The 23,326-nt window shown below is 62.2% G+C and carries 25 protein-coding genes and 1 tRNA gene; 16 read left to right on the plus strand and 10 right to left on the minus strand.

Annotated elements, in window-relative coordinates; all coding sequences use genetic code 11:
* Nucleotides 1-76 precede the first annotated feature (76 nt).
* Nucleotides 77-1,282: a hypothetical protein gene (locus tag M0534_RS04350; RefSeq protein ID WP_248567196.1), complete on the minus strand. Its 1,206-nt coding sequence runs from the start codon at nt 1,280-1,282 to the stop codon at nt 77-79.
* 375 nt (nt 1,283-1,657) lie between these two features.
* Between M0534_RS04350 and M0534_RS04355 the strand changes: the two genes are divergently transcribed.
* A complete protein-coding gene (locus tag M0534_RS04355) occupies nt 1,658-1,972 on the plus strand; it encodes an H-NS histone family protein (protein WP_248567197.1) in 315 nt (104 codons plus the stop codon).
* A 136-nt stretch (nt 1,973-2,108) separates the two neighbouring features.
* Here the strand turns inward: M0534_RS04355 and M0534_RS04360 are convergent, their stop codons facing one another.
* Both M0534_RS04360 and M0534_RS04365 read right to left on the minus strand, forming a co-directional pair.
* The gene (locus M0534_RS04360; RefSeq protein WP_248567198.1) at nt 2,109-2,882 is read right to left on the minus strand and encodes an ABC transporter permease; all 774 of its coding nucleotides are present in this window, start codon (nt 2,880-2,882) and stop codon (nt 2,109-2,111) included.
* 5 nt (nt 2,883-2,887) lie between these two features.
* The gene (locus M0534_RS04365; RefSeq protein WP_248567199.1) at nt 2,888-3,886 is read right to left on the minus strand and encodes an ABC transporter ATP-binding protein; all 999 of its coding nucleotides are present in this window, start codon (nt 3,884-3,886) and stop codon (nt 2,888-2,890) included.
* Between the two features lie 180 nt (nt 3,887-4,066).
* Here M0534_RS04365 and M0534_RS04370 point away from each other — a divergent pair, with 180 nt between their 5' ends.
* The 3 genes from M0534_RS04370 (at nt 4,067) to M0534_RS04380 (ending at nt 6,189) form a co-directional block, all read left to right on the plus strand.
* A complete protein-coding gene (locus M0534_RS04370) occupies nt 4,067-4,606 on the plus strand; it encodes a hypothetical protein (protein WP_248567200.1) in 540 nt (179 codons plus the stop codon).
* A gap of 106 nt (nt 4,607-4,712) precedes the next feature.
* Nucleotides 4,713-5,114 (plus strand): DUF2721 domain-containing protein, encoded by a 402-nt coding sequence (locus M0534_RS04375; RefSeq protein ID WP_248567497.1) that lies wholly within the window; start codon nt 4,713-4,715, stop codon nt 5,112-5,114.
* A gap of 100 nt (nt 5,115-5,214) precedes the next feature.
* Complete coding sequence (locus M0534_RS04380; RefSeq protein ID WP_248567201.1) at nt 5,215-6,189, plus strand: glutathione S-transferase family protein; 975 nt, start codon at nt 5,215-5,217, stop codon at nt 6,187-6,189.
* A 122-nt stretch (nt 6,190-6,311) separates the two neighbouring features.
* On the opposite strand, the gene M0534_RS04385 is transcribed toward M0534_RS04380, so the two are convergent.
* Together M0534_RS04385 and xseA are read right to left on the minus strand one after the other, a co-directional pair.
* Complete coding sequence (locus M0534_RS04385; protein ID WP_248567202.1) at nt 6,312-6,509, minus strand: PA3496 family putative envelope integrity protein; 198 nt, start codon at nt 6,507-6,509, stop codon at nt 6,312-6,314.
* A 158-nt stretch (nt 6,510-6,667) separates the two neighbouring features.
* The gene (gene xseA, locus M0534_RS04390) at nt 6,668-8,041 is read right to left on the minus strand and encodes an exodeoxyribonuclease VII large subunit (RefSeq protein WP_248567203.1); all 1,374 of its coding nucleotides are present in this window, start codon (nt 8,039-8,041) and stop codon (nt 6,668-6,670) included.
* Nucleotides 8,042-8,187: 146 nt separating this feature from the next.
* Between xseA and guaB the strand changes: the two genes are divergently transcribed.
* From guaB to tadA, 4 genes are all read left to right on the plus strand, one after another.
* Entirely contained in the window at nt 8,188-9,648 is a 1,461-nt protein-coding gene (gene guaB, locus M0534_RS04395; protein ID WP_248567204.1) for an IMP dehydrogenase, read from the plus strand.
* Nucleotides 9,649-9,766: 118 nt separating this feature from the next.
* Complete coding sequence (guaA, locus tag M0534_RS04400) at nt 9,767-11,344, plus strand: glutamine-hydrolyzing GMP synthase (RefSeq protein ID WP_248567205.1); 1,578 nt, start codon at nt 9,767-9,769, stop codon at nt 11,342-11,344.
* 38 nt (nt 11,345-11,382) lie between these two features.
* Nucleotides 11,383-11,829 carry a hypothetical protein gene (locus M0534_RS04405; RefSeq protein WP_248567206.1) on the plus strand — a complete coding sequence of 149 codons (447 nt, stop codon included), beginning with the start codon at nt 11,383-11,385 and terminating at the stop codon, nt 11,827-11,829.
* 7 nt (nt 11,830-11,836) lie between these two features.
* Nucleotides 11,837-12,316 carry a tRNA adenosine(34) deaminase TadA gene (gene tadA, locus M0534_RS04410; RefSeq protein WP_248567207.1) on the plus strand — a complete coding sequence of 160 codons (480 nt, stop codon included), beginning with the start codon at nt 11,837-11,839 and terminating at the stop codon, nt 12,314-12,316.
* A 102-nt stretch (nt 12,317-12,418) separates the two neighbouring features.
* On the opposite strand, the gene mltF is transcribed toward tadA, so the two are convergent.
* Nucleotides 12,419-13,852 carry a membrane-bound lytic murein transglycosylase MltF gene (gene mltF / locus M0534_RS04415; RefSeq protein ID WP_248567208.1) on the minus strand — a complete coding sequence of 478 codons (1,434 nt, stop codon included), beginning with the start codon at nt 13,850-13,852 and terminating at the stop codon, nt 12,419-12,421.
* Between the two features lie 85 nt (nt 13,853-13,937).
* Between mltF and M0534_RS04420 the strand changes: the two genes are divergently transcribed.
* Nucleotides 13,938-14,027, plus strand: a tRNA-Ser gene (locus M0534_RS04420).
* A gap of 340 nt (nt 14,028-14,367) precedes the next feature.
* On the opposite strand, the gene M0534_RS04425 is transcribed toward M0534_RS04420, so the two are convergent.
* On the minus strand, nt 14,368-14,619 hold the full coding sequence (locus M0534_RS04425) for a metallothionein (protein ID WP_345894698.1): 252 nt from the start codon (nt 14,617-14,619) through the stop codon (nt 14,368-14,370).
* A 173-nt stretch (nt 14,620-14,792) separates the two neighbouring features.
* On the opposite strand from M0534_RS04425, the gene M0534_RS04430 reads away from it, so the two are divergent.
* From M0534_RS04430 to M0534_RS04450, 5 genes are all read left to right on the plus strand, one after another.
* A complete protein-coding gene (locus M0534_RS04430; RefSeq protein ID WP_248567210.1) occupies nt 14,793-15,329 on the plus strand; it encodes a 4Fe-4S dicluster domain-containing protein in 537 nt (178 codons plus the stop codon).
* Nucleotides 15,330-15,331: 2 nt separating this feature from the next.
* A complete protein-coding gene (locus tag M0534_RS04435; RefSeq protein WP_248567211.1) occupies nt 15,332-17,182 on the plus strand; it encodes an aldehyde ferredoxin oxidoreductase family protein in 1,851 nt (616 codons plus the stop codon).
* 34 nt (nt 17,183-17,216) lie between these two features.
* Complete coding sequence (locus tag M0534_RS04440) at nt 17,217-18,494, plus strand: NAD(P)/FAD-dependent oxidoreductase (protein WP_248567212.1); 1,278 nt, start codon at nt 17,217-17,219, stop codon at nt 18,492-18,494.
* Between the two features lie 87 nt (nt 18,495-18,581).
* Nucleotides 18,582-18,836 carry a MoaD/ThiS family protein gene (locus M0534_RS04445; protein WP_248567213.1) on the plus strand — a complete coding sequence of 85 codons (255 nt, stop codon included), beginning with the start codon at nt 18,582-18,584 and terminating at the stop codon, nt 18,834-18,836.
* Entirely contained in the window at nt 18,836-19,141 is a 306-nt protein-coding gene (locus M0534_RS04450; protein WP_248567214.1) for a hypothetical protein, read from the plus strand. Before M0534_RS04445 ends, M0534_RS04450 begins: the two co-directional genes overlap by 1 nt.
* Nucleotides 19,142-19,186: 45 nt before the next feature.
* On the opposite strand, the gene M0534_RS04455 is transcribed toward M0534_RS04450, so the two are convergent.
* Genes M0534_RS04455 through M0534_RS04465 form a run of 3 tightly spaced genes read right to left on the minus strand, consistent with a single transcriptional unit; the run spans nt 19,187 to nt 21,996 of the window.
* Nucleotides 19,187-20,089: a DUF3299 domain-containing protein gene (locus M0534_RS04455; RefSeq protein ID WP_248567215.1), complete on the minus strand. Its 903-nt coding sequence runs from the start codon at nt 20,087-20,089 to the stop codon at nt 19,187-19,189.
* A 9-nt stretch (nt 20,090-20,098) separates the two neighbouring features.
* Entirely contained in the window at nt 20,099-21,349 is a 1,251-nt protein-coding gene (locus tag M0534_RS04460) for an FtsX-like permease family protein (RefSeq protein WP_248567216.1), read from the minus strand.
* Nucleotides 21,346-21,996: an ABC transporter ATP-binding protein gene (locus M0534_RS04465; protein ID WP_248567217.1), complete on the minus strand. Its 651-nt coding sequence runs from the start codon at nt 21,994-21,996 to the stop codon at nt 21,346-21,348. The genes M0534_RS04460 and M0534_RS04465 overlap by 4 nt, the downstream gene beginning before the upstream one ends.
* Nucleotides 21,997-22,285: 289 nt before the next feature.
* Here M0534_RS04465 and M0534_RS04470 point away from each other — a divergent pair, with 289 nt between their 5' ends.
* Together M0534_RS04470 and M0534_RS04475 are read left to right on the plus strand one after the other, a co-directional pair.
* Nucleotides 22,286-22,549: a DUF3185 family protein gene (locus M0534_RS04470; RefSeq protein ID WP_345894699.1), complete on the plus strand. Its 264-nt coding sequence runs from the start codon at nt 22,286-22,288 to the stop codon at nt 22,547-22,549.
* A gap of 160 nt (nt 22,550-22,709) precedes the next feature.
* On the plus strand, nt 22,710-23,147 hold the full coding sequence (locus M0534_RS04475) for a PAS domain-containing protein (protein WP_248567218.1): 438 nt from the start codon (nt 22,710-22,712) through the stop codon (nt 23,145-23,147).
* The last annotated feature ends 179 nt before the right edge of the window (nt 23,148-23,326 follow it).

Here is a 23,326-nt window from a genome sequence, read left to right on the forward strand (position 1 = left end):
TCCTGGCCGGCGCCGCGTCTTGCCAGATGATCAAGCCCGGTGTCGGGCGCAGACGCGAGAATAAATCGGCGTCTCCCTAGCCGCCCGGTTCGGCAGACATATCCATTGCCGGCAGTCCCTGGATTACTGCCTCCCCAAGGCTGATGTTTCTGGTTTCCGCATGGCGTCGCCATGACTCGGGGATCTCGTGGACCGCCGCGGGCGACAGCGGATAATCGTGGCGATGGAAAAGGCAGCGGCCGTTGGCGTCGAAACCGCGAACCGCGAACAGCACGGGACCCAGATCCGGCAGGTCATGTCGCTGCAGCTCCAGCCGCGTGGCCCGGTCGGGATCGCCATCCAACAGGTTGTCTTGCAAGACGTTCCGGTCCGGCATCAGGGCAGCAGTCTGGGCATAGGCGAAGGCGCGTTCCAGGTTGGCGTCCAGCATCGCCGCGTGATTCGCCGAGCCTGGTACGTGACAGACCGTCAGGCCGTGGGCGGCAAGGCCTGCAACATATTGTCTGAGCAGCCGTTGCCAGGCGGCGTACCCGTCTTCCAGTTCATCAGCCGCGCCTGGTCCCTGGTGTCTTGCCCAATGACGGCAGGTCTGATGAAGACTGTAGGCGACGTTGTGGTGCACCAGGAAACAATGGCCCGAATCGAGCACGCAGCGGTTCGGATCCGTCCTCGGATACAGTGCCGAATCGATCAGGTCCCACAGTCCATGAAAGCCGGCATTATCCAGCTGCACCCGCATCAACGCTCCCAGGTCATCAAGCGTTGTATAGAACAGGTTCAAAGGCTGGATCCCGGTTGCGTCCGAAATCACCTTGCCTGTTTCCGCCGAGCCCTGGCCGCGCTCCAGTAGTCGTGTTTCCATCTGCAGCCGCAGTGCTTCGGTATGCTCCCCTGTACCGAGGAGCGTGAACGGAATCAACAGCAGCGGACCCTTGCCGTGCGCCGGGCCGGGTTCCAGTCCGGCTAACGGAAAGTGATCGCCCTGGGCGCCGATTGTCATGATGGAAGGCTGGAAATCGCCTGCCGGCATGGCATGTCGGTAGAGATCCGCCATCGCCTGAAACACGGGCATGCCGGGTCGCAGCAGTTCCGTGCTGTCGTACAGGCCGCCCATGACAACCAGGCCATGCCGGGGCAGGTGGTCGAGCAGGCGCTGCAGATCATTGGCGATTGCCTGTCCCAGACGTTCGGCGTCGGCCTTTCCCAATGGCCCGGGCGTTTCCCCGGTAACGGCAGGGTCCACTTCCACCGTCAAAACGGCCGAGGCCGAATGAATCGACATAAAACCTCCGTCGGCTACCGGCAGGGAGCATCCTGTTCAAGTAATTTCCGGCAATTTCCCTGCTTCATTGTTGAAAACGTTGGCGAGGATTGACGATGTACTTGCAGGATGCAAGGAAATGCCATGTTGTTCGGTGTCGCAGGTTCCACGCGGATTCGATTGCAGAGCGATCGTGGCGTCGGCCGCTGTGCCTGACGCGGGGTCAAATCAGTGTTTCCATAATACGGCCCCCGATTCAATACTGTCGCCGTATGGCGTCGGTCGATAAATTCCTTTCCAGGCTTGAGCATGGAATTCGGGAATTGCCTAAATAGCGGTCTTGTCTTATCGTTCTCTACGAGATTTTTACCCTCAGTATCGAAAGCGAGGCATGGAATGGATATTTCCCGATATAGTGCGAAAGAATTGCAGCAGCTCAAGAAGGATATCGATAAAGAGCTGCGTGAACGTCGTAAGCAGGATGTCAAAGAGGCGCAGAAGGAGCTGAAGAATCTGGCCGACCGATTTGGCCTGACCGTTACCGACCTGGTGGCGGGTGCAGCCGGCAAGGGCCCGTCGCGCAAGGCACCGGTTCAATACCGTCACCCGGATGATCCAACCAAGGGTTGGTCTGGCCGCGGACGCAAGCCCGCGTGGATCAAGGAGTGGGAGGCCAAGGGTCGGTCGATCAAGGACCTGAAAATCAACTGATCAAACATGGTCGCCAAGGGGAACGCTGATTTATTCCCGCGTCTGCGCCCGAGAGCGGTTTTGATCATCTGGCGAGGCGTGGTACCGGTTCGTCAGTGTTTCCCAAGGCCCGGTGTCGATATGGCACCGGGCTTTTTTATGCCCGCAGGCCGGTGCCGCGGCGCAGCAGGAAAAGTGCAGTCGCGCCGAGTATCAGGATGCTCAGCAGGATTAGCGAATAGGCAACTCTGATATCGATATCCGACGAACCGAGAATGCCGTAACGGAATGCATTCACCATGTAGAGCACAGGGTTGAACATGGAAACGATACGCCAGGTATCCGGCAACAGGCTGACCGAATAGAACACACCACCCAGGTAGGTCAGGGGTGTGAGGATGAATGTCGGTACGATTGCGACATCATCGAACTTGCGGGCGAATATGCCGTTGATGAAGCCACCCAGCGAAAACAGAATCGACGTCAATAACACGACCGATACCGTAATCCAGATATTGTGGATCTGGATTTGGGTAAAGATCAGCGAGACCAGGGTCACAATCAGCCCGACCAGCAGGCCGCGACCCACACCGCCCGACACATAGCCCAGAAGAATCACCGCATTCGGCGCCGGGGACACCATCAGTTCCTCAATGTGGCGCTGGAACTTGGCGCTGAAGAATGACGACACCACGTTGGCATAGGAATTGGTGATCACGGCCATCATGATGATGCCGGGGACAATGAAATCCATGTAGCTGTATCCGTCCATTGGTCCGATTCGCGGACCAATGAGGTTGCCGAAAATCACGAAATACAGCGCCATCGTGATCGCCGGTGGGAACAGCGTTTGTACCCAGATGCGGAGATAGCGGGTGGTTTCCTTTCGCGACAGGGTCGCCAGGGCAATCAGTGATTCCTGCCAGTACATGCGATTCAGGCCTCCTGCCCATTGCCGGCCGAAGCGTCCTGCTGCAGCAGGTCGATGAACATCTCCTCCAGACGGTTGGCCTTGTTTTTCAGACTGCGCACGTAGATTCCCGCGCCAGCCAGGGCCTGCACCAGTTGGGTGATGGACTGGTCCCGCTGGACATCGGCTTCCAGTTGCTGCGGCCCGACCTGTCGCAGAACAAAGCCGTCGACCGTGGCCGGAGCGGCGTTGGCAAGCGGGTCCACGTCAAGGATGAAGGAGTGGGTGTTGAGCCTGTTGAGCAGCGCCGTGGTCGAGGTGTTTTCGACGATTCGGCCCTTGTTGATGATCGCAATGTTGCGGCAGAGGCTTTCCGCCTCCTCCAGATAATGCGTGGTCAGAATGACGGTGACGTCGCCCGTCCGATTCAATGCCTCAAGGAACCGCCACATGGAGCGCCGCAGCTCGATGTCGACGCCGGCCGTCGGTTCATCAAGTATCAGCAGCCGCGGCTCGTGCACCAGTGCGCGGGCAATCATCAGGCGCCGTTTCATGCCCCCCGACAGGGTCCTGGAAACGAGCTTGCGCCGGTCCCAAAGATCCAGCTCGCGCAGATAGCGTTCGCAGTTCTGGCGCGCTCTGCGACGCGGAATGCCGTAGTAGCCGGCCTGGTTGAGCACGATCTGCTCGACGGTCTCGAAGCCGTTGAAGTTGACCTCCTGGGGCACCACGCCGAGGCGGCGCTTCGCCTCCCACGGTTGCTTTTCGATATCGTGGCCGAAAATCTCGGCGCGGCCGGCGGTGCGGGTTACCAGGGAACTGATGATGCCGATCGCCGTGGACTTGCCGGCGCCATTTGGCCCGAGCAGGCCGAAAAAATCCCCCGGTTGCACGGTCAGGTCGATGCCGCGAAGGGCGATCAGGCCATTGCTGTAGGTCTTGCCGAGATTCTGAAGATGTAATGCAGGGACGCCCATGGCCGCGGAAAAAACCTCCATCAGTGTGGGGCGGCAATAGTACCGCATCCGGCGGATTCCGCCGGAAACAGGAAAAAATGGAACGCGATCAGATGCCGGTTGTCACAACCAGCGCGTGCAGGAATTTGACAGCACAGGGGCTGTCCCTGCTATTTTACGCGATTAAATTTACCGACTCAGCAACAGTTTACAGCCGGACGAGTCGCCGATCAGGAGAGAATCTAATCCATGATGCAAATCGCTAAGACATGCAAACGGCCTTTCATCGGCCTTGCCACGGCTCTGGCCTTTGTCTTCTCCGGGCTCGCTACTGCCCAGGAGATGGCGCCGCCGGACGGTGGTCAGCAGGGCGGCGGTGAAATGCAGGAAATGCAGCAGCGGTTGTCGGAGATCCAGCGCCAGGCATTCGAAAACAACCCGCAGTTGCAGGAGCAGGCGGAAGAGCTTGAGAACCTGTTCATCCGCACGATGGAAGATGCGGGCTACGATCCCGAAAACGGCCTCGACCGGCTGGATGCGATCCAGGCCCAGATGCAGGATGAAGGCGTCAGCGATGACGAGCGTCAGGCCATGCTGGAAGAAGCCCAGGAAATCCAGATGGAACTGCAGGAAGGGCAGCAGGTTGCCATGCAGGATCAGGCCGTGATCGATGCCCAGACGGAATTCGAGGAAGACCTGATGGATGCGATGCGCGCCGAAGATCCGGAAACCGATGATCTGATCAGCCGTTTCGAACAGATGCAGCAACAGCAGCAGCCGATGCAGTAAGCTGCCGAGGCCATTGTTGGTCACGACGGCGCTCTCCGCATGGTGGGCGCCGTTTTTTTTGCCCTGGAAAAAACCACTTGATCGCTGACCCGGGAGCGACTCCGTGATGGAACTGACCCTGTCGACGCCGGCCCTGCTGTTTCCGGCTGTATCCCTGCTGTTGCTTGCCTACACCAACCGTTTTCTGGCGCTTGCGGCACTGATTCGTGAGTTGCAGGCCCAGTACCGTGAGAATCCCGAACCGGTGATCAAGGGCCAGATCGATAATCTGCGCCGCCGGGTCAACCTGATCCGGTCCATGCAGGAAGCCGGGGTCGCCAGCCTGTTCCTGTGTGTGTTTTGCATGTTTCTGCTGTTCGCGGGATTCATCCTGCCTGGCAAGCTGGTGTTTGCCGTCAGCCTGGTATTGCTGATGGTTTCTCTCGGCTTGTCGGTCAAGGAGATTCACATTTCGGTGCGTGCCCTGAACCTGCAACTGCAGGATATCGAGGACGCGCCGGAACGCTGATCAGGCAGTCCATCGGCGTTGGCTGCTCTGGCAACTCTTGTCAGCAGAGCCGCCTGGCTGCAAACTATTAGTCCGATATCGAACTAAAGTTGGAGGTTGTATGGGTGGGCGCCTGGTCAACGGAACCTGGTACGCGGAAGGTTACGAGCCGGATGCGGACGGCCGGTTCGTCCGGCAATCATCGGTGTTTCGTGAGTGGACGCGGGATACCGGGGACGCGCGCTTCCGGCCGGAGGCGGGCCGTTTCCACCTGTTCGTATCGCTGGCCTGTCCCTGGGCACACCGAACCCTGATCATGCGCCGCCTGCGTGGGCTGGATCAGGCCTTGCCGGTTTCGGTGGTGCATCCGGACATGCTTGATGATGGCTGGGAATTCCGCGAATTTCCGGGCAGTACCGATGATCCGGTGCTGGGTGCCCGCTACATGCGGGAGATCTATCAGGCCGCTGACCCGGAATTCACCGGGCGTGTGACCGTTCCCGTGCTCTGGGACCGACGTGAACAGACCATCGTCAACAACGAATCGCGCGACATCCTGCGCATGCTCGACCATGACTGGCGGGCGCTTAGCCCGAATCCGGAGCCGGATTTCGCACCGGAGGAGCTGCGCGATCAGATTGAAGCGACGCTGGATGCGATCTACGAGCCGATCAACAACGGCGTCTACAAGTGCGGCTTCGCGCAGTCCCAGACCGCCTACGAAGAGGCGGCCGATGGGCTCTTCGGGGCGTTGGCTTACTGGGACGGAAAACTCGCCGAGCAGCGATTTCTTTGTGGTGACCGGCTGACCGAAGCGGATATCTGCCTGTATACGACGCTGGTTCGTTTCGATGCGGTCTATGCCGTGCACTTCAAATGCTCACAGAATCGGATCGTGGATTATCCGAACCTCTGGAACTACCTGCGGGATCTCTATCAGCGACCGGGCTTCGGCGAGACCACAGACTTGCGGCATATTCGCCGGCATTATTACGTCAGTCATCCGTTCATCAATCCGACGCAGCATATTGCACGCATGCCGGATATTGATTTCACGGCCAGCCACGACCGCTTCCGCCTGCCGGAATCTGCCTGAACCGCACCGCGCGGACACCGGTGACGCCCCTCATGGCCCGCAAGGTGAGCCATGGCGGCTGCAGTGCATTGCGACGACTCAGGTCACCGGCGTCGGTTTGGTCCCTGGCGCCGGTCGGTGCGTCATCCCAGCTCGGGGAAGTCCTGGTCCAGGTCTCGCAAGATGCCCCGCAGGGCACGTTCTTCGAGCAATTCCTCGATCGAGCGGCGCGCGTTTCTTGGCGACGCGCTTGGGTACCGTGAACCCGCGCGGTCCTCGTCCAGCATGTCGTCGTCGAAATGGGTGCCGGAATCCGGTTCGGCGTGCATCAATTCCTGCATGGTCGGTGTCTCCAGCTGACCGGTTGCGGGATCTGTATACAATGGCCCGCCGACCAGGGGAATTACCGTTCGTCGGCTAATGCGGACTCCAACGCAGGCGTGCGAATAAATCAGCGTTTCCTTCATTTGGCCGAGCGTGCATTGTGTGCACCCCGCGGTCAGCCGTCGCCGGCCTCGTCCGCCTTGCTTGCCGACCCGAGGACCTCCAGCCGCAGTTGTCCATCCGCCAGCCGGGCGCTGACCTGCTGCCCCTGGCTCACGTCACCGACACTGCGTACCACGCGGCCATCGTCGCGGGCCAGGATCGCGTAGCCGCGCGACACGGTTGCCAGCGGACTGATGTTCTCGAGTGCATGGCCGGCACGGCCGAAACGCTGCCGCAGGCGCTCAAGCTGCCCCCGCTGGCCCCGTAACAGTTGCCTGGACAGCGCCAGCAGACGTTCGCGCCCCTGGCGGATTGCGGAACCGGGATGGCGCAACTGCAGGCGCTGATCGACAGTTTGCAGGCGCCGCCGTCGATCCTGGATGCACTGGTGCATACGTCGCTGCAGGCTCAGTTCGAGCCTGTCGAGCCGCTGTGCGCGGTCGAGCAGCTGACGGCCCGGATGTTGTCTCTGGAGACGGCCATCGAGCGCGAGCAGGCGTTCGTGCTCGCGTGCCAGCCGGCGGCGCTGCTGCCCGGCAAGACGATCATGCAGCGCAGTCAGGTTGCGTAGCCAGTGCAGGCGATCCGGGCTCAGCAGCTCCGCTGCCGCCGATGGTGTTGGTGCGCGCACATCGGCCGCAAGATCAGAGATCGTTACGTCGATTTCATGGCCAACGGCACTGACCACCGGGAGTCGGCAGGCGACCATAGCTCGGGCAACCGACTCCTCGTTGAACGGCTGCAGATCCTCCAGCGAGCCGCCGCCCCGTGTCAGCAGCAGCACATCATTTTCCGGATCGGCGTCGGCAATCCGCAGCATGCGGACAATTTCTGTTGCCGCATCCTGGCCCTGCACCGGTACCGGATAAATGCGTACCGGAATACCCGGAAAGCGCCGGCGCAACACCTGCAGCACGTCGCGTATGGCGGCGCCACTGGGAGACGTCACTGCAGCGATTCGCCGGGACAGCCGCGGCAGCCGTCGCTTTCGCTCTTCCCGGAACAGGCCTTCCGCCTCGAGTTTCTGCCGGAGTTGCTCGAACCTGCGCCGCAGCAGCCCGTCACCGGCTGCTTCCATGCTGTCGATCAGCAACTGGTAGTCACCGCGGGGTTCGTACAGGCTGACGCGGGCCCGGACCAGGACCTGCTGGCCGTTCTCGGGGCGAAAACGCAGCAGGCCGGCACGCTGGCGGAACAGCGCGCAGCGGACCTGCGCCCGCGCATCCTTCAGGCTGAAGTAGACGTGTCCGGACGCAGGCCGTGCCAGGTTGGAGATTTCACCCTCGACCCAGAGCAGGGGCAGGGCACCATCCAGCAATTCGCGGATTTCACGATTCAATTGCGTGACCGTGAGTACGGCGCGACCTGTTCCGTTACCAGTATCCATTGTTGCTTTCATGCTCGGTGGAGGCCCGCTGGGCGAGCCGGATTTTCATGTTTCACCATCGGTTTGCGGTTTTCCTCGCGCCTGATCGAACCTATAATGCCCGGCTAACCCACGGCCACTGCTGGCTCAAGCAAGGTACCATTTTGATGCGCATCGCTCAGGAAGCCCTGACCTTCGATGATGTCCTACTGCTTCCCGCCTATTCGACCGTCCTGCCCCGGGACGCCGACCTGAAAACCCGCGTCACCCGCGATATCCAGCTGAATATCCCGCTCGTTTCCGCTGCCATGGACACGGTCACCGAGGCGCGACTGGCGATTACCCTTGCCGAGCAGGGCGGGATCGGCATCGTTCACAAGAACATGGGCCTTGAGCAGCAGGCGGCGCACGTCCATCGGGTCAAGAAGTTCGAGAGTGGCGTGATCAAGGAACCGATCACGGTGTCGCCCGCTACAACCATTGCCGAGGTTCTGAAACTGACCCGCGCCAACACCATTTCCGGCGTTCCGGTGGTTGATGGCGAGGAACTTGTCGGCATCGTTACCAGCAGGGATCTGCGCTTTGAGACCCGGCTGGATGAGCCGGTCAGCGTGGCCATGACCAGCAAGGACCGGCTGGTGACCGTCCGCGAGGGTGCCAGTCGGGAAGAGGTGCAGCAGCTGCTGCATGCCCACCGCATCGAGAAGGTGTTGGTGGTGAATGAGGATTTCCAGTTACGCGGGCTGATCACGGTCAAGGACATCCAGAAGGCCGAGGACTACCCGGATGCGGCCAAGGATGAGTTTGGCCGGCTCCGGGTCGGCGCAGCGGTCGGCACCGGTGGCGACACCGAGGAGCGTGTCGATGCGCTGGCCCGTGCCGGTGTCGATGTGGTTGTGGTCGATACCGCACATGGTCACTCCCAGGGGGTGCTGGATCGGGTTCGCTGGATCAAGGCGAATTACCCGGATGTCCAGGTCGTGGGTGGCAACATTGCCACCGGCGATGCGGCGCTGGCACTGGTCGAGGCCGGTGCCGATGGTGTCAAGGTCGGCATCGGGCCGGGGTCGATTTGCACCACCCGAATCGTGGCGGGCGTCGGCGTCCCGCAGATTACCGCGGTGTCCAATGTTGCTCAGGCCCTTGCCGGCACAGACGTACCGCTGATCGCCGATGGCGGCGTGCGTTTTTCAGGAGATGTCTCGAAAGCCGTGGTGGCGGGTGCCAGCACGGTGATGATCGGAGGCATGTTTGCCGGCACCGAAGAGGCCCCGGGCGAGGTCGAGTTGTTCCAGGGGCGTTCCTACAAATCCTACCGCGGCATGGGGTCGCTGGGCGCCATGGCCCAGGGTTCCAGTGACCGCTACTTCCAGGACACCGTCGATGAAGTCGAGAAGCTGGTGCCGGAGGGTATCGAGGGTCGGGTGCCCTACAAGGGCACCGTGGTTGCCATCGTGCATCAGCTGGTCGGTGGTCTGCGCGCCAGCATGGGCTATGTCGGTTGCCGTAACATGCTGGAAATGCGTACCCAGCCAAGTTTCGTTCGTGTCACCAATGCCGGCGTTCGCGAGAGCCATGTGCATGACGTCACGATCACCAAGGAAGCGCCGAATTACCGCACCGATTGATGGGCCGGCGTGCGCCGTTGACAGCGACGCCGTGCCAGGCTGAGATCGTTGCTCCCATGCCGCGTCGGCCCCGGGCGTGAACCCGGGACGGCGTTCCCGTTACAGACACTGGATTCCCATGCCTGATTCTATTCACGCCGAACGCCTGTTGATCCTGGATTTCGGATCCCAGTACACCCAGCTGATTGCCCGCCGCGTTCGAGAGGCTCGGGTGTATTGCGAGATCTATGCCTGTGATGTGGCCGATGCGGCGATCCGTGACTTCGCGCCGAGCGGCATCCTCCTGTCCGGAGGGCCGGAGTCGGTAACCTTCGGCGAGACGCCGCGGATCCCCGCCGCGGTACTGGAATTGGGCGTGCCGGTACTGGGTATCTGCTACGGCATGCAGGCCATGGCCAGCCAGCTCGGCGGTCAGGTTGAAGCCTCCGATCACAAGGAGTTCGGTTACGCCAGCGTGCGGGCCCGCGGCCACTCGCGCTTGCTGCGTGACATCGAGGATCACACCACGCCGGAAGGCTTCGGCATGCTTGATGTCTGGATGAGTCACGGTGATCGGGTCAGTGACCTGCCGCCGGGGTTCAAGGTGATTGCCAGTTCCGATGCGGCGCCGATTGCCGGAATCGGTGATGACGAACGGGGCTGGTACGGCCTGCAGTTCCATCCCGAGGTCACCCACACTGTGCAGGGCGCGCGAATCATTTCGCGTTTCGTGCACGAAATCTGCGGCTGCTCCGGCGCCTGGACATCGGGCAACATCATCGAAGACAGCATCCAGCGGATCCGCGCTCAGGTAGGCGATGGTCAGGTCCTGCTCGGACTCTCCGGTGGTGTCGATTCGTCGGTGGTGGCTGCCCTGTTGCACCGGGCAATCGGCGAGCAGCTGGTCTGCGTGTTCGTGGATAACGGTCTGCTGCGGCTCGACGAGGGCGATCAGGTGATGGCGACCTTCGCCCGCCACATGGGTGTGCGCGTGATCCGGGTCGATGCCGAGGATCGCTTCCTGGCGGCGCTGGGCGGGGTCGATGACCCGGAACAGAAGCGCAAGATCATCGGCCGGACTTTCATTGAGGTGTTCGACGAGGAGGCTGCCCGGCTGGATGACGTGGAATGGCTCGCTCAGGGCACGATATACCCCGATGTGATTGAATCCGCCGGTGCGGCCACCGGCAAGGCCCATGTGATCAAGTCTCATCACAATGTCGGTGGTTTGCCGGAGACCATGAGCCTGCGCCTGATCGAGCCGCTGCGCGAGTTGTTCAAGGACGAGGTTCGGCAGATTGGCCTGGAGCTGGGTCTACCATCGGAAATGGTGCAACGGCACCCGTTTCCCGGCCCGGGGCTTGGCGTGCGGATCCTGGGCGAGGTGCGCAAGGTGTACGCCGATTCCCTGCGCCGGGCCGATGCCATTTTCATCGACGAGCTTCGCCGGAACGGTCTCTATGATCAGGTCAGCCAGGCTTTCGCGGTGTTTCTGCCGGTGAAGTCCGTTGGGGTGACCGGTGATGGTCGGCGCTATGACTATGTTGTTGCCCTGCGTGCAGTCGAGACGGTGGATTTCATGACTGCGCGCTGGGCCCATCTGCCCTATGAATTTCTCGATCATGTCTCCCGTCGTATAATTAACGAAATCAGTACGATATCGCGCGTTGTTTATGATATTTCTGGCAAGCCGCCGGCAACTATCGAATGGGAATAAATCAGTGTTCCGCTTTGGGCTTGATGCGGGAGAGTGCCATGAGTGCTGAGGAAGTCGGCGATATCAATCCGCTGGGTGTGTCGGATGCCCTGGAGCTGGTGCTGGAGCTGGCGCGCCGGCGATTCCGCCACTTGCGACGCCAGCCCACACGCAGGGAAGCCTCCCGTCTGTACGACCAGGCGGCGCTTGAGCAACTCGATTACCTGCTGATGGAGCACTGGGAGGTCATCGACGCGATCGCCCGGCGGCGTGCCGCCGCCGATGCGGTTGGCGGCCGGCTGGTCTGGCGGGTTCGCAGTGGCGTTCTCGTCGAGCAGCGACCTGCCGAGGCTGTCGGCCGATGCCTGGACCTGGCCGACCAACAGCTGCGTGACGCCGGTCCCGGACGGGATGGCTCGGCTGCCGATGCGATCAGTCTCGGGCGCCGGTTTCTTGCCCGGCATGGCAATGAACTGGATGCCCGATTCGGTCGCAGCAGCGCCTGAACACCCGATGACCGAAAACGATCGGCGCGATCAGGACGTTCGCTGGATGCAACAGGCCCTGGAGCTGGCGCGCCAGGCGGCGGCAGAGGACGAGGTGCCTGTCGGTGCGGTGCTGGTAAGGGGCGGCGAGCTGCTGGCCAGTGGCTACAATCATCCGATCGCGGCGAGCGATCCGTCTGCCCATGCGGAAATGGCCTGCCTGCGCGACGCGGCCCGCCGCACGGGCAATTATCGGCTAACCGGAACCACGCTTTACGTGACGCTTGAACCCTGTGTGATGTGCGTCGGTGCGCTGGTGCACGCCCGTGTCCAGCGCCTGGTCTATGCGGCGCCGGAGCCGCGCACCGGTGCGGTGGAGAGCCGCTTCCAGCTGCTTGCCGATGGGCTGCACAACCATTTGGTTGAGGTCGAGAGTGGATTGCTGGCTGACGAGAGCGCCCGCCTGCTACGGGAGTTTTTTCGTGCCCGGCGGCAGGCGTCGTCATAGGCCAGGACTGCTTGACTTCAGAGCGACTGCGGCGTTGGGCAGCGCGCCTTGCGCGGAAAAAAGCGGCCTCCAACGCTGCCGTGTGAATAATCCGATGTTTCCCTAATAAATTGCGTTGCCGGTCCAGTCCAGACGCGGCCCAGGGCGGGTTTTGCCGTTGAACGGGACAATCTCCGGCTGCTCCAGCCCGACGGCCGGATCCTGCAGATCGGCATCGGTGATGCGGGTCAGCAAATCATGGTAGGCGCGCACCCTCGAGACATAGATGACCGGCTCGCGGCCGCGCGCCTGGCCATGCCGGGTCTGCGGGTACCATTCAGGATCCGACAGCAGCGGCAACGTCTCCTTGATATCCTGCCATGCGTTGGGATCGCCGCCGATCTGGGCGGTCAGCCGGCGGGCGTCGTGCACATGGCCCAGGCCGACGTTGTACGACGCGAGGGCCAGCCAGGTGCGCACCGGATCCGGGATCTCCTCGGGGATGCGGTCGATCAAACTCCGCAAGTACCTCGCTCCCCCTTCAATGCTCTCGGCCGGATCCAGTCGATCGACACCCAGTTGGGACGCGGTGGCGGTGGTCAGCATCATCAGGCCGCGGACACCGGTGTGGGAGACCGCGGATGGGTCCCAGAGCGATTCCTGGTAGCCAATCGCTGCCAGCAGGCGCCAGTCCAGGTCGTACGTTTCCGCCGCGCTCTGGAACATGCCGCGATATTCTGGCAGGCGGCCGGTGACATGGCGCAGGAAAGTGCGTGAATTGACGTAGTCGAAATCCCCGAGATCGCCCAGATGGTGCTCGACCATGGCATCCAGCCGGCCATCAGAGGCGATTGCACCGAGGAAGGTCTGGGCCTCGCGAAACAGGCTGACATCGTCCTGATCCAGGACGCTCCAACTCAGTTTCCGGGGTTCCCCCAGGGCCTTGTCCGCCTGAAGTTCCGGCAGATATCGCTGGTTGCGTTGCAGCATTCCGAGATCGGCAACCGTGTAGTCGTATTCGCCACGCCAGACCAGGTAGAGCAGATCCCGGACTGGCCTGTCGATTTCGTCCCAGAACGGTGCCTCGTCCCCGAAGCGGCCGCGCAGCAGCTGGCTTTGCAGGCTGTTCGACGGCACGACCAGCCGGCTGTCGTGATCGGCGAGCAGGGCAAGATCCTCCACAACGGCCCGGTCCTGGCGTCGAACCAAAACGGATTCCACCTCCAGGTAGGGGCGGGTATAACGCATGCCGGGCTGTCGCGGCTGGGCTGGAACCAGCACTGTGGCCGCCAGATCGGCCGCGCCCGCTGCCAGTGCGTCCGGGATCATGGACGGCGATTCCACGGCGACGAAACGCAGCCGGACCTCGAGATGGTCGGCGAATGCCTGCAGCAGCTCGTGTTCAAGTTCCACCTCCGAGGCCTGAGCGCCTTCCGTCTCCAGCGATGCGGCAGGCACCGCGACACGTAGTGAACCGCGGTCCCGGACCTGGTCGAGCAGGAACGGCTGGCCGTTGGCAACCATCATCGTCAGCAGGGCAGCGGCCGCCGTCAGCATCAGAACAGTTATCAATGGACCTCGGAGTGTTCGCACGCGGATCTCTTCGTTCGACCGTCGACTTCAGGTAGACTACGCCGCCCATGGAGAGGTGCCAGAGCGGTCGAATGGGCTCGACTCGAAATCGAGTGGCTCCTAACGGGGCCCGGGGGTTCGAATCCCTCCCTCTCCGCCAGTTCATTGAAAAAGGGGGTGTCCCGCAAGGGCATCCCCTTTTTCATTGAAACAGAGCAGGGGTTCGAACCCCCGGACAGACACGTTGGTTCGACTCCCGGAGCGCAGCGGAGGGAGCCCGCAGCCGCGGAGCGGCAAGCAATCCCTCCCTCTCCGCGAATTTGCCGAAGCACAATCCGCCCCGGCACTCGGTGCAAACCGGTATCTCGCAACCCTACCGGGCGGTGGATCTGTGGCGGCCCCCGTTGAGCTGAAGCGTCGTCAGATCAGACGGATAGCCGCATGGCTCCAGATGCAACCGGGACGGTGTCCGGGTAAAACGCGCCGGATCTGCCGGGCTCCTACTTTCCGGCGCATCCGCAGCCGCTGTGCCCGCATCCGGCGCCGTTATCGTGCCCCCGGGCGCAGCTCTCACCGCAGTACAGGCGTCCCTGGCGCTCGACGGCCTTGTCGCGGGGCATGGTGCAGACGCAGTCGCTGCAGGCACATTCAACACGTTCGGTCGCGGCATTCATGGCCTTGCCTCCTGGTTGCTCAGGTGAGGCCCCGGGCCGGCACAGAGCCGGGTTCGGGTCCCGCTGTCTGCTTTTCATCGACAGCCCGGACCGGTGCCTCGCAGTTTCACCGTTGTGATTGCTTTCCCGGGTTAGTGCTTGCGAGTACTATGTTCAGTGTAGCGGCTCAGAAGAAGACGCCAGGCGCCATTGACCGAAAGGACCGTTCAGAGTCCCGGCAGGCGCAACGACTTAATGAGGGAGGAAGTTTCATGCTCAAGGCGCTCAAGCTTGAGCCGGAGAAGTGTACCGGTTGTCTCCAGTGCGAGATGGCCTGTTCCTTCGAAAATACCGGCGCATTCAACCCCGCAAAGTCCCGCATCAAGGTCTTCACTTTCCACGATGAAGGGCGCTTCGCCCCCTACACGTGCACCCAATGTGACGAGGCCTGGTGCATGCACGCCTGTCCGGTCGAAGCGATCGTGCTCAACATGGCGACCGGCTCCAAGGACGTGCTTTCCGACGTCTGTGTCGGCTGCAAGGTCTGCACGATTGCCTGCCCGTTCGGCACGGTGAATTACGAGGCCGACAGCGGCAAGGTCGTGAAATGCGATCTTTGCGGTGGTGACCCGTGGTGCGCCAAGGCGTGCCCCACCGGCGCCATTACCTATGTGGCTGCCGATGACACCGGCATGGAACGGATGCGTGCCTGGGCGCAGCAGGCGCCGCGCGAGGCCGGTGCCCATGCGAACCCGCCGAAAGCGAAGGAAGTGCAGGTGTTCAACGTTCCCCAGCAGGGAGGACTCTGATCATGTCCTGGACTGGAAAAGTACTTCGCGTGAATTTGACCGAGGGGACCTGCAAGGCCGAGCCCCTGAACATGGAGTGGGCCCAGCAGTATCTTGGGCAGCGCGGTCTGGCGACCAAGTATCTGGTGGAAGAGACCGACCCGAAGGTCGATCCCCTGTCGCCGGAAAACAAGATGATCATGACCACCGGGCCGCTGACTGGTACGATGGCCTCCACCGGTGGTCGCTACTCCGTGGTCACCAAGAGCCCGCTGACCAACTGCATTGCCTGTTCCAACTCCGGTGGTTTCATCGGTGCCGAGATCAAGACGGCCGGCTGGGACATGATAATCTACGAGGGCAAGTCGCCAAAGCCGGTGTACCTGTATCTGGAGGATGACACCGCCGAACTCCGTCCGGCGGATCACCTGTGGGGCAAGTCGGTCTGGGACACCCACGAAATCCTGCACAAGGAGAATCAGGATCCCGAACTGAAGATTGCCTGTGTCGGCCGTGCGGCCGAGAAGGGCAACCTGTATGCGGCCATCGTCAACGATATGCACCGTGCCGCCGGTCGCTCCGGCGTCGGCACCGTGATGGCATCGAAGAACCTCAAGGCGCTGGCCTGCCGCGGTACCCGCGGCGTGGGCAACTTCAAGGATCCGATGCGCTTCATGCAGGCCACCGAGGAGGCCAAGAAGGTGCTGGCGGATCACGCCGTCACCGGCCAGGGCCTGCCCACCTACGGTACCCAGGTGTTGATGAACGTGATCAACGAAATGGGGGCGATGCCAACGCGCAACATGCGTGAGGTGCAGTTCGAGGGGGCGCACAAGATCTCCGGCGAGGCGATGCACGAGCCGCGTGCATCCGACCACCAGCCCAATCTCAGCACCAACGGCGCCTGCTTCGGCTGCACCATTGCCTGCGGCCGGATCTCCACCATCGATCCGCAGCATTTCACGGTCAAGGATCGGCCGGAATACCAGAAGGCCTCGGGTGGCCTGGAATACGAAGCCGCCTGGGCGCTGGGGTCCAATACCGGTGTCGATGACATGGATGCCCTGACCTATGCCAACTTCCTCTGCAACGAGGACGGCATGGACCCGATCTCCTTCGGCGCCACGGTCTCTGCGGCCATGGAGCTGTATGAGATGGGGGTCATTACCACCGAGCATACCGGCGGTCTGGAAATCCCGTTCGGTTCTGCCGAAGCGCTGGTGAAGCTGGCTGAATTGACTGCCAAGGGCGAAGGCTTTGGTCAGGAAATCGGCCTGGGTTCGCGTCGGCTGGCCGAGAAGTACGGCCATCCGGACATCTCGATGACAGTCAAGAGCCAGGAGTTCCCGGCCTACGATCCGCGTGGCATCCAGGGTATGGGTCTGGCCTATGCCACCTCGAACCGGGGCGCCTGCCACCTGCGCGGCTACACGGTATCCTCCGAAGTGCTGGGAATCCCCGAGAAGACCGATCCGCTGAGCACCGATGGCAAGGCCGAACTGGTCAAGGCCTTCCAGGATGCGACGGCCGCGGTCGATTCCGCCGGCCTCTGCGTGTTCACCACCTTTGCCTGGGGCATGGACGACATCGCACCGCAGATCGATGCCGCCTGCGAGGGTGACTGGACCACGGAAAAGCTGCTGGAAGTCGGTGAACGCATCTGGAACATGGAGCGCGACTACAACCTCAAGGCCGGCATGACCGCCGCCGACGACACGCTGCCCAAGCGTCTGCGCAAGGATGCGGCCAAGGTCGGTCCGGCGGAAGGTCGGGTCAACGACCTGGACGTAATGCTGCCCAAGTATTACGAAGTCCGGGGCTGGACGCCGACCGGTGAGCTGACGCCTGAAACCCGCGCGCGGCTGGGGCTCTGAGCCCCGCCGCCGCGGCTAGCGGAGAGGTTGAATCATGCGACATGTGATCATTGGCGCAGGTCCGGCCGGCGTTGTTGCCGCCGAAACCCTGCGCAAGCTCGATCCCGACAGCAACGTCACCATGCTCAGTCACGAGCCGGAGCCGCCGTACTCACGGATGGCGATTCCATATTATCTGGTGGAGCAGGTCGGTGAGCAGGGAACCTGGCTGCGCAAGGGCGACGGCTATTTCGAAAACAACGGCATCACCGTTCGGACAGGCGTCAAGGCCGAGGGGCTGGACACCCAGGCCAAGCAGGTAAAACTGGCTGGCGGGGACACGGTTCCCTACGACAAGCTGCTGATTGCCACCGGTTCTCATCCGATTGTGCCGCCCCTGCCGGGAGTCGACCGGGAGGGCGTGCATACCTGCTGGACCCTGGAGGACAGCCGACACATCATCGAGCGGGCAAAGGAAGGTTCGCGGGTGGTGCTGATCGGTGCCGGCTTCATTGGCTGCATCATTCTGGAATCCCTGGTCATGCGAAAGACGCGGCTCACGGTCATCGAGCAGCAGAACCGCATGGTGCCGCGGATGATGGATGATCGTGCCGGTGGCTTGATCAAGAAGTGGTGTCAGGACAAGGGCGTTACCGTGCATACCTCGACCACCGTTGAGAGCATCGACGAGGGTGGTGACGGGCATCCCCTGGCCGTGCGCATGGATAACGGCGAGTCTGCCCAGGCGGATCTGGTCATCGTCTGCGTCGGAGTGAAGGCGAATACGGCGTTTCTCGAAGGCTCCGGGGTCAAGGCTGATCAGGGAATCCTGGTCGATCGCCACTTGCAGACCTCGGTGGAGGACGTCTACGCGGCCGGCGACGTGGCCCAGGGACTGGATTTCAACACCGGGGAGTACACGGTGCAGGCCATCCAGCCGACGGCAGCGGATCACGGCCGGCTTGCAGCCAACAACATGGCCGGTTACCCGCTCAAGCACCAGGGCAGCGTCAACATGAACGTGCTCGATACCCTGGGGCTGATTTCGACGTCATTCGGCATGTGGATGGGCGTCGACGGCGGTGACTCCGCCGAGCTCTATGACGGCGACCGGTTCCGCTACATCAATCTGCAGTTCAAGGATGACGTGCTGGTCGGTGGCAGCAGTCTGGGCATGACCGACCATGTCGGTGTCATGCGCGGCCTGATTCAGAGCAAGGTGCGGCTGGGTAAATGGAAGGAGAGGCTGAAAAACGATCCGACCCGGATCATGGAAGCTTATATCGCCTGTACCCAGGCCATCGGCCACAACGCCCGCGTCCTGTCGGCCTGAGGCGTACTCGTGAACCGGGCGGTGGCCCCGCGCGCGCGGCCGCTGCCCGGTTTTTTTGTCAGCAGAAAAGCTTACGGGCATATTCCGATGCAGATTCGAATCAAGCTTTATGCCAGCCTGAGCAAGCTGTTACCCGAGGGCGTCAAGCCGCATGAAGGTTTCCTTTTGGACATTGATGATGCCATGACGCCAAACCAGTTGATTGACCTGCTCAAGATCCCGCGGCCGATGGCCCATCTGATTCTCTGCAATGGCACCTACATCAAGCCTGCGGATCGGGATAGCGCCGTATTCGAGCCGGACGATGTGTTTGCCGTCTGGCCGCCGGTAGCCGGCGGCTGATGGCGGTGACTGCCGAGCGGCATCGAATCAGCAAGACCATGGGCTTGGATCACGCGGATTTCTGGCGCGTGGCGCCGGCAGTGATGGAAGGTTTCGACTGGCGTCGACTGGGTGCTGACCGCCTGGTTGGGGAGCAGGGGAAAGGTCGGATCGAGATCCACCTGGCGCCGGAAACACGGCGCCGGATCGCCATGTTCGAGCTGCCGACGACCGAACTGACCATCGAATTTTTCAACCTGGATGCGACCGAGCGTCGCGCCTTTTTGGAGAATTTCGATCGCCGGTTCCGCCGCGGTGGCGGCTAGGGACTACATCAGTGTTTTCCTAGATCTCCCGCCCTCGCGAGCCCACTACTCCAGCGTGGCATTCTCCAGTCGGTAGAAAAGCCCCATCTCGCTGTCTTCCAGCAATGCCAGCCGACCTTTCAGGACCACCGGGTCAAAGCTGAATTCCAGTGGTTTCTCGGCCTTGATCTCGACGACGCTCTCCGGACCGCCCGGTAGACAGAAAAAACAGCTGGGCGGGCTGCGGGTGACGATGAAGTGACTGTGCTTGTCGTCATTCTCCAGCGGAAGCATGAACCCCTGGACTTTGACCTCGGTGCCATGCAGGGCGCGCAGATCGTCGTCAAACAGCGGCTTCAGCAGTCCGTAATCGCCTTCCTCGGTCGCGACCGCAGTGAGCCGATCCCAGGCAATCACGCCGTCCACCTCCGGCAGTTCCGTGGCCCGCTCCTCCATGTGTTCCATCGGATGGCCGTAGGCATCATCGGTGATGTAGAGCGTGACCTGACGGCTGACGCCATCGGCAAGGAAGGTCAGGACATCATCGCCGGGGAGTTGTGGCTTGATCCGCAGTTCGGCATTGCCATCCGCGTCGGTGGCAACCACGCTTTCGCTGAGCTCGTTGCCGACCAGCGAGCTGATTTCGATATCCGTTGCCGCCAGGGGCGTACCGTCGGCGGCTTCCATGCGCAGCGTCAGATCGACGAACTCGTCGGATGCCGCAGTGATACCCGCCACTTCGCCGTAATCCCGCAGGCGCGTGATGTAGACGCGCAGCGCCGGTTTGTCCGATTCCGCGGCAGCGGCTTCCGTCGGCTCCTGCGCCATTGCCGGCTCTGAATCCCTGACGGAGCTGCCGTATTCCGCATCGTCACTGCAGGCAACCAGGAGTCCGGCAAGCAAGATGACCATCAGGACCAGACGCATGCGCGACGGCAGGTGTGCAGAAAGCGGGCTGGAGCGAATCATCGTGCGATATTACCGTTTCGTCAGGGCGTTCGCGACCGGGATGCGATAGGCCTGCCAGGCCGGTATCAGCGCCGCCACGAGGCCGATCCCGAGGACCCCTAACAGCAGGTACAACTCCTCGATCAGGAGCAGACGCCCGGTCAGCGCCATCTGGCGCGCCTGCGCAAAGCCGTCAGCCAGCAGTTCCATTGCCAGGTGGCCGAGAGCCAGGCCGAGCAGGGCGCCGAGCAGACTGATCAGCAGTGCTTCCAGCAGGACTTGCCCAACCAGCACCCGTTTCGGCGCACCCATGGCACGTAGGAGCATCATGTCATGCCGTCGCTGGCGCAGTGCCGTGTAGAGGCCGACAAACAGGCCCAGCACCGCGGCCCCCAGCAGGACGCCGCCGAACAGTCGCAGGGCATCCAGCCCGACCCCGAGCAGCCCGATCAGGCGACTGGTCTCCTGCGCCGGGGAGGCCGCCTGCAGGCCGGGCCGGCTGTTGACCATCCGCGGTAGTGTCACCGCCGCCAGTGGCGAGCGATAGCTGATCAGCAGGGCGGTGATTTCCCGCGTTTTTCCGTCGTCGTCGGCAGCTTCGTCATGGCCGTGGCCATGATCATGGTCATGGTTGGCGTCTGACTCATGCAGGTGACCATGCACGTGCCAGACGCTTTCCACACTGCCCAGAATCAGGCGGTCCACGACCCGCCCGCGACGTTCCAGAATCCCGGCAACCTCGTAGTCATGGTCGTCGTGCAGCTCGCCGCGGACCGGGCCGTCGCCGCTGGCGATGCCATGCACGCCATGGAAGGTGTCACCGACCGCCAGCCCCGTCGCTGCCGCAACCTCGGCACCGATGGTGACCTGGTGATTACCTTCCCAAAGCTCTCCTTCGCGCAGTTCGGCGGCATAGTGTTCCACCAGTGAATGCTCGGTACCGATGATGCGAAAACCCTGGTAGCTGTCACCCATGGACAGCGGAATGGTGCCGGCCACGAGCGGGTGTTCGCGCAGCCAATCCACATCCCGGTCGCCGATGTTGCCGGTCGGCGCATCGACATGAAACACGCTGGACAGGATGATCTGCAGCGGACTGCCGTTGGCGCCGACCACCAGATCAATGCCCCGGGTCTCCGAGCGGCCGCGATCATCCAGTTGCTGGCCAAGCAGGAGCAGCACGGTGATCGTGGCGACCCCCAGTGCCAGTAATGCGACCTGCAGCGCCGTGCCGAGCGCGTTGCGTGCCAGGTAGGCGAGGGTCAGGCGCCAGATGTTCATGCCGGCTCCGGCTCAAGTTCCAGCACGGTTGGAAAGATACCGCGCAGGCGATGGTCATGCGTGGCAATGAGCAGGCTCGCGCCGCAGGTCCCCGCCTGCTCCAGCAGCAGCGATGCGGTCCGCTTGGCGCTTGCGTCGTCAAGGGCAGAGGTCGGCTCGTCCGCGAGGATCAGTTTCGGTCGCGTGACCAGCGCGCGGGCGATGGCGATGCGCTGTGCCTGTCCCTGGGACAGGGTTTCCGGCATGCGGTTGGTCATTGACTCCAGACCCATTGCTGCCAGCAGGTGTCGGATGCGTTGGCGGTCGATGGGCTGCCCTGCGGTGTACTGCGCCAGTGCAAGGTTGTTGGCGATGCTGAGGGCCGAGACCAGATGCAGTGTCTGGAACACCAGGCCAACCAGGCGGGCGCGACGTCGATCACGCTCCCCCTCGGTCAGGCCGGAGATGGTTTCACCGTTTAGGTCTATCGTGCCCCTTTCCGGGGTCAGCAGACCGCCGGCAAGCGCGAGAAGCGTGGACTTGCCGCAGCCGGACGGGCCCAGGACCAGGCCGTGGTTTCCCGCCGCAAGCCGCCAGTCCGGGAATCGGATGACTGGCCGGTCCGGGTACTGTTTTTGAACGCCATGGAAGGCGAGGATTTCAGACATGCCACTATCCTGGTGTCGGCGAGTTCCGGATGCGTCGCCGCTGGACGGATTCGCCCGATCCGCATGGTCCTGCACCTAAGGTCTGGTACATCGGTACCAGCCCGTTTGTGTGATGTTATAGAATAACACTCGCAGTTGTCCCGGTCGTTCCAGGAATTCATTGCGGCAGGCACCGTGGAAACTCCCGCCAACACCGCGCGAAGCAAGAGGTCATACTCGTCCTGATCGCTGCCGGTGTTGCGCCGCCGGCCCGGTCGCGTAGGCTACCGGAAGCTGCGGAGACACTGATTTGTCAGAGTTTCCGGAAGGTAGCCTGTGCATCGACATGGCAGGCAATCGCTTCAAGGGGGAGAAGATGCGTATCTTGGGATTCGTTCTGCTGGCTGTTGGCGTGGTCTTGCTCCTGTTCGGCTACAACGCCAGCGAATCAGTGGCCGACCAGGTCAGTGAAACCTTCACCGGCCGTTTTACCCAGGAAACCATGAATTACATCATCGCCGGCGTTGCATGCGTTGCGGCCGGGGCGGCAATGCTGCTTTTCGGTCGGCGCTGATGCGGGCTGCCGCGCTGTCGGGTGGCGGCCCATCTGGCCGCATGGTGTGCTCCGGCGGCATTGATGATTTCGGTTGGGGGAAGAGCTCGCGAATCCGGGGAATGGGCGCGCCGCAGCTTGTCGGATACAATGTGTGCTGGGGGAAACAGCAGATTACGTCATGAATGACCTGAACAATATCCCGCCACACCTGCTCCGCCTGTTGGTCGATTCGTCCAACGACGGCATCGTGATTGCCGAGCAGGAGGGTGATGACAATGTGCTCATCTACGTCAATCCCGCCTTCGAACGGCTGACGGGCTATGCGGCAGAGGAAATCCTCTACCAGGATTGCCGGTTTCTGCAGACCGGCGATAGGGACCAGGAAGGCCTGGGGGAGATCCGCAAGGCGATCCGCGAAGGGCGGGCCACTCGCCAGACGATCCGGAACTATCGCAAGGACGGTTCCATGTTCTGGAACGAGTTGAGCATTACGCCGGTCTACAACGACGAAGATCAGCTGACCTACTACATTGGCATCCAGAAGGATGTCACGGTGCAGAAGGAACTGGAGCTGCGCCTGCAGGATGTGCGCGGCCCCGACGTGCGCCCGCGCTGAAGGTAATTGCGGCGTATCCTGACTGCATCATCCGGATTACGGCTTCCGTATCCCGGCCGGCACCGGGTTCAAAGCTCGGCTGTCGCAGTGTCCAGCGACACTTCATGTCATTGAAACCCTGACGTCCCGACCACGTTCGGCCGCATGCCTCGGCCGCGCCATGACTGGATATTGATGCA

The organism is Methylonatrum kenyense (assembly GCF_023195885.1).
In the GTDB taxonomy this organism is placed as follows: Bacteria; Pseudomonadota; Gammaproteobacteria; order Nitrococcales; family Aquisalimonadaceae; genus Methylonatrum; species Methylonatrum kenyense.

What these genes read in the sequence shown, in the direction of transcription:
- M0534_RS04360 (WP_248567198.1), bottom strand. Translation starts at nt 2,882, where the DNA reads ATGTACTGGCAGGAATCACTGATTGCCCTGGCGACCCTGTCGCGAAAG.
- M0534_RS04370 (WP_248567200.1), top strand. Translation starts at nt 4,067, where the DNA reads ATGATGCAAATCGCTAAGACATGCAAACGGCCTTTCATCGGCCTTGCC.
- M0534_RS04350 (WP_248567196.1), bottom strand. Translation starts at nt 1,282, where the DNA reads ATGTCGATTCATTCGGCCTCGGCCGTTTTGACGGTGGAAGTGGACCCT.
- tadA (WP_248567207.1), top strand. Translation starts at nt 11,837, where the DNA reads ATGACCGAAAACGATCGGCGCGATCAGGACGTTCGCTGGATGCAACAG.
- M0534_RS04430 (WP_248567210.1), top strand. Translation starts at nt 14,793, where the DNA reads ATGCTCAAGGCGCTCAAGCTTGAGCCGGAGAAGTGTACCGGTTGTCTC.
- M0534_RS04445 (WP_248567213.1), top strand. Translation starts at nt 18,582, where the DNA reads ATGCAGATTCGAATCAAGCTTTATGCCAGCCTGAGCAAGCTGTTACCC.
- M0534_RS04440 (WP_248567212.1), top strand. Translation starts at nt 17,217, where the DNA reads ATGCGACATGTGATCATTGGCGCAGGTCCGGCCGGCGTTGTTGCCGCC.
- M0534_RS04355 (WP_248567197.1), top strand. Translation starts at nt 1,658, where the DNA reads ATGGATATTTCCCGATATAGTGCGAAAGAATTGCAGCAGCTCAAGAAG.
- guaB (WP_248567204.1), top strand. Translation starts at nt 8,188, where the DNA reads ATGCGCATCGCTCAGGAAGCCCTGACCTTCGATGATGTCCTACTGCTT.
- M0534_RS04475 (WP_248567218.1), top strand. Translation starts at nt 22,710, where the DNA reads ATGAATGACCTGAACAATATCCCGCCACACCTGCTCCGCCTGTTGGTC.
- M0534_RS04405 (WP_248567206.1), top strand. Translation starts at nt 11,383, where the DNA reads ATGAGTGCTGAGGAAGTCGGCGATATCAATCCGCTGGGTGTGTCGGAT.
- M0534_RS04435 (WP_248567211.1), top strand. Translation starts at nt 15,332, where the DNA reads ATGTCCTGGACTGGAAAAGTACTTCGCGTGAATTTGACCGAGGGGACC.
- M0534_RS04365 (WP_248567199.1), bottom strand. Translation starts at nt 3,886, where the DNA reads ATGCGGTACTATTGCCGCCCCACACTGATGGAGGTTTTTTCCGCGGCC.
- M0534_RS04425 (WP_345894698.1), bottom strand. Translation starts at nt 14,619, where the DNA reads ATGAAAAGCAGACAGCGGGACCCGAACCCGGCTCTGTGCCGGCCCGGG.
- M0534_RS04385 (WP_248567202.1), bottom strand. Translation starts at nt 6,509, where the DNA reads ATGCAGGAATTGATGCACGCCGAACCGGATTCCGGCACCCATTTCGAC.
- xseA (WP_248567203.1), bottom strand. Translation starts at nt 8,041, where the DNA reads ATGGATACTGGTAACGGAACAGGTCGCGCCGTACTCACGGTCACGCAA.
- M0534_RS04460 (WP_248567216.1), bottom strand. Translation starts at nt 21,349, where the DNA reads ATGAACATCTGGCGCCTGACCCTCGCCTACCTGGCACGCAACGCGCTC.
- M0534_RS04380 (WP_248567201.1), top strand. Translation starts at nt 5,215, where the DNA reads ATGGGTGGGCGCCTGGTCAACGGAACCTGGTACGCGGAAGGTTACGAG.
- M0534_RS04375 (WP_248567497.1), top strand. Translation starts at nt 4,713, where the DNA reads ATGGAACTGACCCTGTCGACGCCGGCCCTGCTGTTTCCGGCTGTATCC.
- M0534_RS04465 (WP_248567217.1), bottom strand. Translation starts at nt 21,996, where the DNA reads ATGTCTGAAATCCTCGCCTTCCATGGCGTTCAAAAACAGTACCCGGAC.
- M0534_RS04455 (WP_248567215.1), bottom strand. Translation starts at nt 20,089, where the DNA reads ATGATTCGCTCCAGCCCGCTTTCTGCACACCTGCCGTCGCGCATGCGT.
- mltF (WP_248567208.1), bottom strand. Translation starts at nt 13,852, where the DNA reads ATGCTGACGGCGGCCGCTGCCCTGCTGACGATGATGGTTGCCAACGGC.
- guaA (WP_248567205.1), top strand. Translation starts at nt 9,767, where the DNA reads ATGCCTGATTCTATTCACGCCGAACGCCTGTTGATCCTGGATTTCGGA.
- M0534_RS04450 (WP_248567214.1), top strand. Translation starts at nt 18,836, where the DNA reads ATGGCGGTGACTGCCGAGCGGCATCGAATCAGCAAGACCATGGGCTTG.